This window comes from Vibrio rotiferianus, assembly GCF_002214395.1.
In the GTDB taxonomy this organism is placed as follows: domain Bacteria; phylum Pseudomonadota; class Gammaproteobacteria; order Enterobacterales; family Vibrionaceae; genus Vibrio; species Vibrio rotiferianus.
Map to the genome: position 1 here is coordinate 825,352 of NZ_CP018312.1, position 12,330 is coordinate 837,681.

Consider the following 12,330-nt stretch of genomic DNA (forward strand, 5'->3'; position numbering starts at 1 on the left):
AACGAGAGGTTGCTGCATATGGACTTTACAGAAAAGCTTCGTTTGCGGGAGAAAGCAATTGAAGACCTATATTTTGCTGAAGTCGATCGCCAACTCATTGAAGCGATGCATGAGAAGCAAAGGCAAGAAGAGCCAGAGAGAATAGACTCGACTCCACAATCGTTAAGTGGAAATGATATCAGCAAATAACTGGCGTCATGATGGTTACAGTAACATCTTAAGCCAGATATCTGTTCAACCTTACTAAGTGTATCGGAGGGTAGGGAATGTGACTCTGCGCTTGCATTCAAGGAGGGGGGGGGAGAAATCCCTTTTTAAACCTTCAGATACGAAAAAGCCCACTAATTGCTTAGCGGGCTTTCTCTAAATGTGGCTGAGGGCCGGGGTTGCGTTCAACTAGGGATTTACAAATCCCGTAATTTTCCAAGCGCTAAAACGACGAAAGCCCGTTGATTTCTCAACGAGCTTTCTAAATGTGGCGGAGAGATAGGGATTTGAACCCTAGATACGCTATTAACGTATGCCGGTTTTCAAGACCGGTGCTTTCAACCACTCAGCCATCTCTCCGTTGTTGAGGCGCATAATATAAGGCTTTGAAAATCTTGTAAACCCCAAAACTGTTCGTTTGGTTATTTCGTGATCACAATTGTGTTGTTTGGTGTTTATTTAAACAAAAACGGCTTTCAAAATGAAAGCCGTTTAAGGTGAGTTAGTTGCTCTTTGTATAGAAACGCTGTAGTTCAGTCAGGCCTTGCATTAATACTGGCAGTTTAGGGCTAGTATCACGTAGGCGCTGATAGTCTTGATTATACAGCTTGTAGTTTCCAAACTTGTCGATAACGGTAGTCTGGTTCTCTGTAATAAGTGCAAGCTCTTTAGTATCTCCCGCCAAAATCCAACGGCGACGGCTTTCATCAAATAGATTGCGGCCACTACTGTATTCATTTGGGTTTGATGATACGCCTAGCATGTCTTGAAGCAGGGTAACGGAAAGGTCAAGGTGGCTAGTACTATGGCTAAACTCTGCAGGCAACATTCCAGGCCAGTGAACAACCATTGGCACTTGAAGTTGATAGCGACTGTAATTACTGTTTGCACCCCAGCTGTTTGTCTTAGTTTCGTTGAACTCACTACCATGGTTAGAGGTAATAACAACGATGGTGTTTTCTAACAACTGCTGCTCTTCTAGAGTGGTCAGGATGTTTTTCACCGTAGTATCTGCCGACTGTACTGCTTGCTCATAAGCTTGCTTAAATCGTTCACTTGCGCTCAGTTCATTATTAATAGAAGCAGGCTCGGACTCAAAGTTATCTACGGTGGTCACTTCAATGTAGCTAAACCATGGCGTACTAGCTTGCTCTGTTAGCCAAGTATTCCACGCAATCAGCGACTGAGCTTCAGTATGTGCTTGGGTACCATCTAAAGTAGGAGCCAGCTCTAAACCTCGGAAGATAACCTCTGGATATAAATCGTCTTCAAATCCATTCCCGCTGAACAAGCCGAATGAGTAGCCTTGCTCTTGCAATACATTCAGCATAACGGGTGATGAACCTTGTGCTTTAATGCTGCTTGCATAGCTTGTTGGTAAACCATAAAACAAACCAAAAGCGCCAAAAGCATCATTGCTCGAGCTGTAATGGTTGGTAAAGTTTTGATTATCTAATGCAAACTGATAGGTATTTGGCATTTCAGAGGCATTCAGGGCATCTGCACGCAAATTATTGACACTGATCATCAGTACATTGAGCTTATTGCCGCGGCGATTAAACTCTAACTTTTCCAATGGGTAACTAACGAGATCAATGTTGTCGCGGTTTTCTTCTAAGCGTTTCAGGTACTCTTCACGATCAAGTAGACCATGTTTTTCCATAAAGCTTTTTGCTGTCATTGGGTACGACAGAGGGAAATTCGAGCGTTGACTTGTAATTGGACTATAGAAATAGGCGTCAGCCCATATATAAACAAGATGGCTAGCCATAAAGCTTAAGAAGAACACTGCAGCGAGTGGTCGGCCAACATGTTTATGAGATAGTTTACGTTGTTTACGCCACACCCACTCGGATAAGCCGAGTTGGAGTAAGAAAATAAGCGGCATTACAACAAAAAGGTGCTGTAAGTCTGCGCTAATGGCGCTTTTATCTTCACTAAACAACAATTCCCAAACGACGGGATTTAAGTGAAGGTTAATGGATTGATAGGCTTGGGTATCAATCAATAAAACGGTTTGACCGACGGTCGCGAATACCACTGCCACCAAACGAAAGAGTTTTCGTGATGGCAGGATAAACGTAAGCGGAAAAAGAACCAGTAAGTAGAGAGCAAATACTAGGAAGCCAAAGTGACCCACCCAGGATACCGCCAGATAAAATTGCCCTAACAAAGTTTCGGGCCAAGGTGACTGGACGATATAGCGTGTACCTATCAACATCGAAGCTATGATGTTGAAGAATGCGAACCAGTGACCCCAACCAACCAGTCGAGATACGCGTTCGCCGTATGAGTTTCCGCTGTCTACCATGTACTTGTTCTATTGTCCGTTATTAGTGTGATTTTGGGGCTTCAAGAGAAGACATTAGTGCCTGAGCAAATTTTTCAGCAATAATCTTACGTTGTGAAGCAGCAACTCGTTGATTTAAGACATTGGTTGCGATATTTCCGGCAATCATTAGCGTTAACTCTGGCGTTGCGGCATGTTTTTCAAGAACAGCACCCACTTCAGCAAGAATTTTCTCTACTTGGTCGTCAGTATATTTAGATGTAATCGGCATAAAGACTCTAATAATGATAGTAAAAGCGGCTTATGATACCCTACAATGCCTAGCAACTTAAACCTTGTCGCAAGATAAAATCACTATGAGCCTTCATCTTTCAAACGTAATATTGCATCAGTTGAGCAAAAATGATCAGGACGAACTGGTTGTTACCTACCGTTCAGACTCTCTCGAAAATGACGCATCCACTGAAAATCTAGTCGCAGAACTGCATCGAGTATTCCATTCTAAAGCAGGAAAAGGCTTTGGCTGCTTCCAGTCAGACAGCGAATTTCAGTTTTGGCTTCAAGAAATGCGCAAAGGAGAACGAAATTTTTATGACTTCTCACAAATTAGTGCAAATCGCTTGAAAGATGAGTTGATTAAATACCCTTTTGCAGACGAAGGTATTTTAGTATTTGCTGAGTACCAAAGCTTGGCTACCGACTATCTGTTTATTGGTATCTTGCCACTGAACCAAAGCTTAAAAGTAACGGAAGGTTTAGATATCAGTGCGACTGACTATCTAGATATCACTAAGATGGACATCGCTGCACGTATTGACCTATCAAGTTACGATACTGACCGCGATTCAAACCGCTACCTTTCTTACATCAAAGGTCGCGTAGGTCGTAAAGTAGCGGACTTTTTCTTAGATTTCCTACAAGCAGATGTGGGTTTAGATACTAAGCAGCAAAACCAAGTCTTGATGCAAGCGGTCGAAGACTTTTGTGCTGACTCAAAGCTTGAGAAGCAAGAAGCGAACGAGTACAAAAAGCAGGTTTACAATTACTGTAACGAACAAATCAAATCCGGCGACGAAGTTCAAATTTCTGAACTGTCTGGTGAATTGCCACCAAGTCAAGATGGCACTAGCTTTATGGATTTCACTAAAGAGCAAGGCTACGAGTTGGAAGAATCATTCCCTGGTGATCGTTCAACCGTACGTAAGTTGACTAAGTACGTTGGTGCTGGTGGCGGCTTGAATATCAGTTTTGATAGTTTGCTACTTGGTGAGCGTATTTTTTACGACCCAGAAACCGATACCTTGACGATTAAAGGCACGCCTCCAAATCTAAAAGACCAGTTGAGTCGAAATTAATCATTTTCAAAAGAGAGCTAGAGTAGCTCTCTTTTTTTATGTGAGGTAAGCCCAGTAAACCTGTAATTGATGTTATATTCTTGTTATTAATGGAGTTCACCTGAGGGCTAGGGATTGATTCAAGCTAGAAGTGTTTTAAGACGATTTTCTTGGTTGTTGTTTATCATCTGGAGTATTGCAGCGGTGGCATTGTGGACCAGTTACCGTTCTACAGAGCAGTCTGTGAAAGCCGTTGATGAGCTGGGCACAAAAATCGATGAAGTACGAAATTCATTTCGTTTTGAATTACCTTATCGAGTACAGCATGCTGACGATATCTCGCTAACTCTACAGCTGATCTACGCAGTTAGGTTACAACTTGAAAGCCAATCTAAGAGTGCCTTATGGGCTCCGGATGTCACTCAGTTGCTTTATACGACAGATCGATTTTTAGAAAGTGCGAACAAGTTTGTTACTAGTGATCTTGAGTTGTTATCTCTTGCGGAAGCATTACAAGAAACAAGGGTCGCAGCTGGTGGTAGTGACGCGTTGCAGGCGATGGTTGCTCGCCTTGGGGCACATATATTGGATGCTCTCTTTATCAATCGCGCTAACAATCAAACTTCTTATCAAGAGTTGGATCAATTGTTTATTGAGTCGATGAGTTTACCGCAGGCACAAAGAGACGATTTTCAGCGCTTATTGGCTCAGGCTTCTGGCGTATTGTCTCGCCATGCTCAGGGCAAGTACCTAGTAACCCACCTTTCTAGTCCCGACTTTACTCATCAGCTACGAAAATTCGAAGAAGAAGTTCACCTCCGATTAGAACACCTTGTACTCATGATGACGCTACTAAGTGGCAGTCTGCTATTTGTTTTCAGCTATATAGTTTATGAAACCAAACAGCCTCATCCTAATAAAGAACCTCACTTATCTGAACCCCAGCGATTAGGGGGGGCTTCTTGTTCTGAACAGGGCATTCAGGAACCGAACGAAGACGTTAACGATGTGAGTCAGTGTTCAAATCAGAAATCGTCGGACTTTCATGCACCTACTGCAGTGTATGAACCTAGAGAAACGGCTGAGAGTAAGTTCATTGATATCGATAAAATGTTGGATGCACTCTCGGGAGATGAAGAATCAGTCAGGATGCTGTTGGATGTGTTTATCCAAGATCATGCTGGTGATTCGGACAAGTTACGCCAATTACTCAGTGAAGATCTCGAACACGCTCAGCGAGTCGCGCACAGTCTAAAAGGTGTTTCTGGTAGTTTAGGAGCGATGCCACTGCACCATATTTCAGCGGAAATCGAAGACTTGCTCAAACAAGGAAGCCAAGTACCAGAAAGTGTGCTGCTTAAGCTGACAACCATACTTGAAAGTACAATACTTTTCGCAAAAGACAGTCTTGAAACTGAAACCCTTCAAGAATCGCTAACGGATTGATATTCCTCTGACTTAAAATAGGTTTCTATGAGGTAAAAAGCGTTGCCTCAAGCTACTTCGTTAATAAACGGAGTGCTTATCCTGTTCTTATTCTATCGAATATAGGTATTTATCATGTGTTTTCGTCGGTTAGCTGTCACTCTGGCTATATGTCTATCATCAATCCTTTCTGGCTGCTCTTTATTAGAAGTAAAGATCGAGAGCCAGACAGTTCCGTTGACAAAGCAAGAGTTAAATATGCGCATTATGACGCGTGAATACGCTCAGCAATTCTTCGCTCAGGTCGAGCAAGCTGCCGATGTGCTGCATGAACGCTATGAGTCTACGGATAAAGTGAATCAATCTTACATTCTACTTTGGAAAATTAATGCGGAAGAGGGGCTTCAAGCTGCGGCTTACCAAGTATCACCAATGGCGGCGTTGATTGATACCTGGGTGTTTAGTCACCAAATGAACCAATTCTACAGTGCAGGCGCGGGTAAAGGCTTGTTTGCAACGGATGAAGCAACACAAGTATCTGCTCACTTAGCGAAAGAAGTTGATAAGCTGGCGCAATCTTTGTTGAAGAAGGACGTGTACGTCAAGACTAAGGTGTTCGTAGCTGATTTTGTTGAGAAGTACCCATTTACTGATTTAAGCATGATTCGCACACCTGCTTACCGAGCATGGCTAGCTGCAAACCAAATCAGTGAAGAAGAAGCGGTAACGACTCTAGGTACAATGCCAGAAGCCATTGGCGATGTATCTGATCGTCTAAGTTTGGTTTCTGAACAAACTCCAAAGATCATGACGTGGAAAGCACAGCTATTAGCACTAAACAGTTCGGCAAGTATTGAGCAAGTCAACGCTGCACTGAACAGCCTTAAAGTGACTTCAGAGTCGCTGAAAGACTTTATCGATAATAACCCGGAATATATGCGCAATTTAGCTGAGCAAATGGCCTTGAAGTTGCAGCCCCTAGTGGAAGATATCGATCAAAAAACAGAAGAGCGTTTATCTCAGTTGAGTGAAGAGCGCCAGGCTTTAGAGTTGATGGTGGCGAGAGAGCGCCAAGAGATAGCTCAAATCATCACAAACGAACGTGAGAAGTTCGCTCAAGATCTCGACCATGTTTCACAAGAGGTTGTGAACCTTGCCATGGATAAACTGATTGAACTCGTGAAGAGCACCATCATCTACTTCATTTTGTTCATTCTCGTGATCTTCTTTGCTCCCCTAGTTTTGGGTTATGCGTTGGGTAAACGTTCAGCGGTAAGAACCAGCACTAAATCTGCTTGATTGGTCAGAACTTAAATGACAAACGTAAAAAAGGACCGAATCGTCGGTCCTTTTTTCTATCTGTCGAACAATAAGAAGACTTAAGCTGTTTGCTGTTTAAGTTCGCCTTCCGCTTCTTCTGTTGCTGGCGCAGTTGGTTCGCATTTATCAACAAACCAGCCCATGTAAGAGGTAAAGATTGTCACGATGATACATACGAAGCTTAACCACATGAATGGCGCGTAAGAAAGCGTTGCGACACCAAGAATACTCGCCATGTAGATTCCGTTATCACTCCATGGAACCATACCTGATGTTAGCGTGCCGCCGAACTCAGCGTTACGAGATAGATTTTTACGCTTGTAGCCAAGACGGTCATAGTTCTTCGCACAAATTTTAGGAGTAAGGATCAGCGATACGTACATTGCTGAGCCAAATACGTTGCCCATAAACGCGGTGCCGATAGTACTTGTTGCTAGTGAGCCTGCGCTTTGTACACGTTTTTCAAACAGTTTAGCAATCGTTTCTAGTACACCCACTTTATCTAGTAAGCCACCGAAGCCAAGGCCAAATACGATAACCGCGACAGAACCAAGCATCGAAGACATACCACCACGGTTCAAGATGGAATCAATGAAATCCACGCCTGAAGAAATCGCAAATGGTGCCCAAGCTGTGTTGAACGCTGTTAAGAAGTCCACGTCTTGGATCATTACTGCCCAAATAATACCTAGCAGAGAGCCGAAACTGATCACTGGGAAAGAAGGCATACGCATCGCTAGCAGTGCTAACACGATGATCACCGGAACAAAAGAATAAGGCGTAATGAAGAATTGCTGTTCCATTGCCTGGATAACAGAGTCTACTTGGCTCATGTCAACTTTGCCTGCAAAGTGGAAGCCAAATGCAGTGAACATGATGCCAGTGATGATGTAGCTGATCAGCGCGATAGGTAACATGCCCTTGATATGCTCAACCACTTCTACGTTCGACATTGAAGACGCAAGAATTACCGAGTCTGAAAGTGGCGACATTTTGTCACCAAAGTAACAGCCTGATAGAACTGCACCAGCCGTAATTGGAGCCGGAACACCAAGACCTTGACCTATGCCCATCATCGCGATGCCTGCTGTACCAGCCGCACCCCAAGAGGTGCCTGTTGCCAACGCAGTTAGCGAGCAGATGATCATGGTTGCTAGCAAGAAGATAGAAGGATGAATTGCCTTTAAACCGTAGTAGATGATGGTAGGTACAATACCGCCACTGATCCAAGTACCGACTAAGGCACCTACAGCAAGAAGAATAAGCACTGCACCTAAGCCATTAGAAATGCCATTCAGTGCTGCTTTTTCAAGATCTTTGTATTGGTGACCTAATCTTAGGCCCAATAGCATGATAATGAACCAACCAATATACAGCGCCAGCTGAATTGGAAGGTCTAGTTTGGCAGTAAATGAAAATGCCAAAAGTAGAAACAAACCTAGCGAGATAAATACCTGTATCAGACTAGGAAGACGTGTTGTAACTTGCTTCATATGTGCCTCTGTCGTTCATGGAGCAATAGAGGAAGGCCGCTCCCTGTTTTAATCGCGCATAACATACATTAACAAAAATTATATTTCGAACATTTGGTGCTTTATCTTGACTTTCGTCCGTAAAAACGTTTGCTTGTAAAATTAATAACTGAAAAAGATTAAATTTAATGGTTTGAAATGTTTTGTGGTGTAAAAATCGTGTGCTTCAATTGTTATTTTCTCACTGAGTGGTAAGACCAAAGGATAAAGGGCGAGTGATGTTTCAGGGGGGATAGATAATGGGATGAATATGAAAATGCGATAAAATACCCCAAGTAGGTATCTTTCTCAGTAAAGGTTAAAAAAGTTGCGTTTATTTGCAAATTAGGGCTTGAGATTTTGTGTCGAAAATTGAACTATGGAGCAAGTTTTAAAAATATACATGGAGAGTTAATGCGATGAGAGTAGGTTTAGTTGGTTGGCGCGGCATGGTCGGTTCGGTTCTGATGCAGCGTATGGTCGAAGAGAAAGACTTCGATTTGATTGAACCAGTTTTCTACAGCACGTCTCAAATAGGTATCCCAGCTCCAAACCTAGGTAAAGAAGCTGGTCTACTTCAAGATGCGTTCGATATTGACAGCTTAAAACAGCTTGATGCGGTGATTACGTGTCAAGGTGGTGGTTACACAGAGAAAGTTTACCCAGCACTACGCCAGGCTGGTTGGAAAGGCTACTGGATTGATGCAGCTTCTACACTACGTATGGCAGAAGACTCTATCATCACTCTAGACCCAGTAAACCTAGCGCAAATTCAACAAGGTATTCACGGTGGCACCAATACGTTCGTTGGTGGTAACTGTACAGTAAGCTTGATGCTAATGGGCCTTGGTGGTCTGTTCGAGAAAGGTTTAGTTGAGTGGACAAGTGCAATGACGTACCAAGCAGCGTCTGGCGCAGGTGCACAAAACATGCGTGAGTTGATCTCTCAGATGGGCGTAATCAACGACTCTGTAAGCTCTGAATTGGCAAACCCAGCAAGTTCTATTCTGGATATCGATAAAAAAGTTGCTGACACAATGCGCAGCTCTTCATTCCCAACCGATAAGTTTGGTGTGCCTCTAGCGGGTTCTTTGATTCCTTGGATCGATGTTAAACGCGACAACGGTCAGAGCAAAGAAGAGTGGAAAGCGGGCGTAGAAGCAAACAAAATCCTTGGTTTCCAAGATGCGCCTGTTCCTATCGACGGTACTTGTGTACGTATCGGTGCGATGCGTTGTCACTCTCAAGCATTGACCATTAAGCTCAAGCAAAACGTGCCAATGGATGAAATCGAAGAAATCATCGCAACGCACAATGATTGGGTTAAAGTGGTGCCAAATGATCGTGACATCACCGCTCAAGAGCTAACACCAGCGAAGGTGACTGGTACGTTGTCTATCCCAGTTGGCCGTCTGCGTAAAATGGCAATGGGTGATGACTTCCTAAACGCCTTCACTGTAGGTGACCAACTATTGTGGGGTGCAGCAGAACCACTTCGTCGAACTCTGCGCATCATCCTTGCAGAGAAAGCATAACCTGTCTTATAAATGAGACGTTAAACCGAAAGCGCCCAATGGGCGCTTTTTTGATATTCACGTGACAAAAAATTGACTTTTGACCTTTAGCTTTGCTGCGTCTTACAAATCGGAGCGCTGTTATGAAGCAAACATCTAAAGGTTTCACCCTTATTGAACTCGTTGTTGTCATTGTTATTTTAGGCATTCTTGCAGTCGTTGCTGCACCGCGCTTTTTAAACTTACAGCATGACGCTCGGGTCTCTTCAATTCAGGGCATGGCAGCCTCTGTGCACAACGCTGCGGAACTTGCTTTCGGTAAATCGGCTATTGAAGGACAAGAAAAGCTTCCGGCGTACCATGTTGATGGTGCAGGTAGCGTCCAATTTGGTTACCCAATTGTAGAAAATGGTGGTCTAGAACAGTTTATGACGGCTGACATGAACTACAAAAACGGTGATGGTGAATGGGTCTGGGATGCATTCAATACTGGTAAAACTCCAGCCGATCCAAACTATCGAGTGATCACGCAATCAAAGTGGGTAAAAGCTTATGACCGAGACTCAATCAAAGCAAGTAACTGCTATGTAAAATACACCACTGCAATGGAAGAGGGTGATGATTACAAGGTAGAAGTCTTCACTGATGGTTGCTAAACCAAGAGCGGGCTTCGTCCTGCGGGAATGCTTTGTTGCGTGAGAGCCAAAAGCGATGGAAAAGCCGATGTTAGTTCATCGGCTTCTTTGATCGTAGATCTGGTGTGCAGGAACGTACAACGCCTTGATCAGAGAAACAAGTAGATAGAGAGCCTCAACTCGCTCTTTCGTCGCTCTTGAGGGTGACGGGCATTGTTGTCTAAATTCAAATACGCCATTCCCGATTTTATTCCTCCTCGTCCGCGCTTACGACACGATTATCAGGATCCGCCAACTCGCTACCACAATGCTTACAGTGCATTGCATCAGAGTCATGACCAGAGCGATTGCAGTTTGGACACTTAACCAGTTGCTTATGCGCATTCATTTCGTTGCTCAGTTCCGCGGTAATAATGCCAGTCGGGACAGCAAGTATTGAATAGCCCAACAACATAGTGAGGGATGCAATGGCTTTACCCAAGTGAGTTTGCGGCACCATGTCGCCATAGCCAACCGTCGTAATAGTTACGATCGCCCAGTAGATGCTTTTCGGAATACTCGTAAAGCCGTTGTGCGGACCTTCAATAACAAAGATCAACGCGCCAAAAATGGTGACAAGAATGCCTACCGTGCTAAAGAAGATAAGGATCTTACGACGCGCCATTAATAGAGAGCGCAGCAAGATGTTGGAATCTTGCAGGTAGCGAACGAGTTTGAGGATACGGAAGATCCGCATAACACGCAGTAATCGCACCACACCCATAAATGAGGCACCTGGGAAGAATATCGCCAAGTAGGTAGGCAGGATGGCTAACAAGTCAACGACGCCATAAAAGCTGGTGGCATACGATTTAGGTTTTGGAGAGCAGTAAAGCCTTAACAAATACTCGATAGTGAACAGGGCTGTGAAGGTGTATTCGATATAACGCAGCTCTCGAGACCATTCGGTCATTACCGATGGCAGTGATTCAAGAATAAGAACCACAAGCGAAGTAATGATGGCAATAATAAGTGCGATATCGAAGGCACGTCCGGCACGAGTGTGAGTACCGAAGATAATGACGTATAAATGATGCTTAAAAGACTTGCGAGGCATGATGTTGCACTGTCAGCGTTAGAATGAAACGGATTGCAACATCATACCAGAAGTTAGGAAACTTAGGCTAAACCTGGAAATAGGTTTCTCAAGCCGTTGGCAATAAACTCGATACCTAGTGCACCAAGGATCAGACCCATGATACGAGTGATAACGTTAATACCTGTCTGACCTAAAAATCGTACGATCAAAGGTGCGGAACGGAACAGCAACCAAGAGCACAGACAGAACAGTACAATGGTAATACTAATGCCTACTGTATCGAAGGCACTTGGGTAGCGTGCGCCATAAACGATAGTCGAACTGATCGCACCTGGGCCAGCCATTAATGGCATAGCCAGTGGTACTACGCCAATCTGTTCACGGCTGACGTATTCCGATTTCTCTTGTTTGTTTTGCTTATCTTCACCCAACTTACCGCTCATCATCGAAAACGCGATACTCAGAAGAAGCAAACCACCCGCCACTCGAAATGAATCCAGTGAAATGCTGAACATATCTAATAGCAGCTGACCAGCAAACAGCGAGATGATCAGAATAACCGCAACAGCAACATTCGCTGTCGTCGCTGTTTTGCTCTTCTCTTCTGGTGTCATATGCCCAGTCAAAGAGACAAACACAGGCATGATACCGACTGGGTTAACAGCGGCAACCAAACCTAAGAAAAACTGTAGGAAAATCGCTAACTCTAAAGTTTGCATAAGTTGTTCTCATCAATATTCACAATAGTGAAAAGGAGGGAGGGTATTTTTAGCGCGTAATGTAAGGCAAAAGAGGGGAGACACAAAATGAAAAAAACTAACGTATTGCCCAGTCTATTTGTGAGAAAAACTAATTATTGAAGAAAATGTATCCAAAGTGGAAATGTTTTGTTACCGAGAAAGTTGACGCGAATGTAGGCTGAATTATACAAACGTTAACATTCGCACATTTTTGATAAAAAAAAACGTTGTTTGTAGAGAGATATAACGAGTCGGATATACTCTCAGTAGCACAAA

11 protein-coding genes and 1 tRNA gene are annotated in these 12,330 nt (G+C 43.6%); 6 read left to right on the forward strand and 6 right to left on the reverse strand.

From position 1 onward, the window contains the following. Window positions 1-18: 18 nt before the first annotated feature. Window positions 19-189 carry a hypothetical protein gene (locus tag BSZ04_RS25035; protein ID WP_167381311.1) on the forward strand — a complete coding sequence of 57 codons (171 nt, stop codon included), beginning with the start codon at window positions 19-21 and terminating at the stop codon, window positions 187-189. A gap of 287 nt (window positions 190-476) precedes the next feature. On the opposite strand, the gene BSZ04_RS12935 is transcribed toward BSZ04_RS25035, so the two are convergent. From BSZ04_RS12935 to BSZ04_RS12945, 3 genes are all read right to left on the reverse strand, one after another. After that, window positions 477-567: transfer RNA gene (locus tag BSZ04_RS12935), tRNA-Ser, on the reverse strand. A 142-nt stretch (window positions 568-709) separates the two neighbouring features. Next, window positions 710-2,518: a DUF3413 domain-containing protein gene (locus tag BSZ04_RS12940; RefSeq protein ID WP_010449443.1), complete on the reverse strand. Its 1,809-nt coding sequence runs from the start codon at window positions 2,516-2,518 to the stop codon at window positions 710-712. Window positions 2,519-2,540: 22 nt separating this feature from the next. After that, a complete protein-coding gene (locus tag BSZ04_RS12945) occupies window positions 2,541-2,768 on the reverse strand; it encodes a YejL family protein (RefSeq protein ID WP_010449442.1) in 228 nt (75 codons plus the stop codon). Between the two features lie 85 nt (window positions 2,769-2,853). On the opposite strand from BSZ04_RS12945, the gene yejK reads away from it, so the two are divergent. From yejK to BSZ04_RS12960, 3 genes are all read left to right on the forward strand, one after another. Beyond that, the gene (gene yejK, locus BSZ04_RS12950; protein WP_010449441.1) at window positions 2,854-3,852 is read left to right on the forward strand and encodes a nucleoid-associated protein YejK; all 999 of its coding nucleotides are present in this window, start codon (window positions 2,854-2,856) and stop codon (window positions 3,850-3,852) included. A 114-nt stretch (window positions 3,853-3,966) separates the two neighbouring features. Further along, complete coding sequence (locus BSZ04_RS12955) at window positions 3,967-5,277, forward strand: Hpt domain-containing protein (protein WP_088880529.1); 1,311 nt, start codon at window positions 3,967-3,969, stop codon at window positions 5,275-5,277. Between the two features lie 114 nt (window positions 5,278-5,391). Beyond that, window positions 5,392-6,555, forward strand: a complete 1,164-nt coding sequence (locus BSZ04_RS12960; protein WP_029561015.1) for a hypothetical protein — start codon at window positions 5,392-5,394, stop codon at window positions 6,553-6,555. Window positions 6,556-6,635: 80 nt separating this feature from the next. Here BSZ04_RS12960 and nhaC read toward each other — a convergent pair whose 3' ends face one another. After that, on the reverse strand, window positions 6,636-8,069 hold the full coding sequence (gene nhaC, locus BSZ04_RS12965; RefSeq protein WP_010449438.1) for a Na+/H+ antiporter NhaC: 1,434 nt from the start codon (window positions 8,067-8,069) through the stop codon (window positions 6,636-6,638). Between the two features lie 437 nt (window positions 8,070-8,506). On the opposite strand from nhaC, the gene asd reads away from it, so the two are divergent. Together asd and BSZ04_RS12975 are read left to right on the forward strand one after the other, a co-directional pair. Next, a complete protein-coding gene (asd, locus tag BSZ04_RS12970; protein WP_010449437.1) occupies window positions 8,507-9,622 on the forward strand; it encodes an aspartate-semialdehyde dehydrogenase in 1,116 nt (371 codons plus the stop codon). Window positions 9,623-9,744: 122 nt separating this feature from the next. Beyond that, a complete protein-coding gene (locus BSZ04_RS12975; protein ID WP_071234639.1) occupies window positions 9,745-10,257 on the forward strand; it encodes a type II secretion system protein in 513 nt (170 codons plus the stop codon). A gap of 226 nt (window positions 10,258-10,483) precedes the next feature. On the opposite strand, the gene BSZ04_RS12980 is transcribed toward BSZ04_RS12975, so the two are convergent. Both BSZ04_RS12980 and BSZ04_RS12985 read right to left on the reverse strand, forming a co-directional pair. After that, window positions 10,484-11,332 (reverse strand): ion transporter, encoded by an 849-nt coding sequence (locus tag BSZ04_RS12980; RefSeq protein ID WP_005444660.1) that lies wholly within the window; start codon window positions 11,330-11,332, stop codon window positions 10,484-10,486. A gap of 62 nt (window positions 11,333-11,394) precedes the next feature. Beyond that, window positions 11,395-12,033 carry a YchE family NAAT transporter gene (locus tag BSZ04_RS12985; protein ID WP_010449435.1) on the reverse strand — a complete coding sequence of 213 codons (639 nt, stop codon included), beginning with the start codon at window positions 12,031-12,033 and terminating at the stop codon, window positions 11,395-11,397. Window positions 12,034-12,330: the final 297 nt, after the last annotated feature.

What these genes read in the sequence shown, in the direction of transcription:
- BSZ04_RS12980 (WP_005444660.1), bottom strand. Translation starts at nt 11,332, where the DNA reads ATGCCTCGCAAGTCTTTTAAGCATCATTTATACGTCATTATCTTCGGT.
- asd (WP_010449437.1), top strand. Translation starts at nt 8,507, where the DNA reads ATGAGAGTAGGTTTAGTTGGTTGGCGCGGCATGGTCGGTTCGGTTCTG.
- BSZ04_RS12975 (WP_071234639.1), top strand. Translation starts at nt 9,745, where the DNA reads ATGAAGCAAACATCTAAAGGTTTCACCCTTATTGAACTCGTTGTTGTC.
- BSZ04_RS25035 (WP_167381311.1), top strand. Translation starts at nt 19, where the DNA reads ATGGACTTTACAGAAAAGCTTCGTTTGCGGGAGAAAGCAATTGAAGAC.
- BSZ04_RS12945 (WP_010449442.1), bottom strand. Translation starts at nt 2,768, where the DNA reads ATGCCGATTACATCTAAATATACTGACGACCAAGTAGAGAAAATTCTT.
- yejK (WP_010449441.1), top strand. Translation starts at nt 2,854, where the DNA reads ATGAGCCTTCATCTTTCAAACGTAATATTGCATCAGTTGAGCAAAAAT.
- BSZ04_RS12985 (WP_010449435.1), bottom strand. Translation starts at nt 12,033, where the DNA reads ATGCAAACTTTAGAGTTAGCGATTTTCCTACAGTTTTTCTTAGGTTTG.
- nhaC (WP_010449438.1), bottom strand. Translation starts at nt 8,069, where the DNA reads ATGAAGCAAGTTACAACACGTCTTCCTAGTCTGATACAGGTATTTATC.
- BSZ04_RS12940 (WP_010449443.1), bottom strand. Translation starts at nt 2,518, where the DNA reads ATGGTAGACAGCGGAAACTCATACGGCGAACGCGTATCTCGACTGGTT.
- BSZ04_RS12960 (WP_029561015.1), top strand. Translation starts at nt 5,392, where the DNA reads ATGTGTTTTCGTCGGTTAGCTGTCACTCTGGCTATATGTCTATCATCA.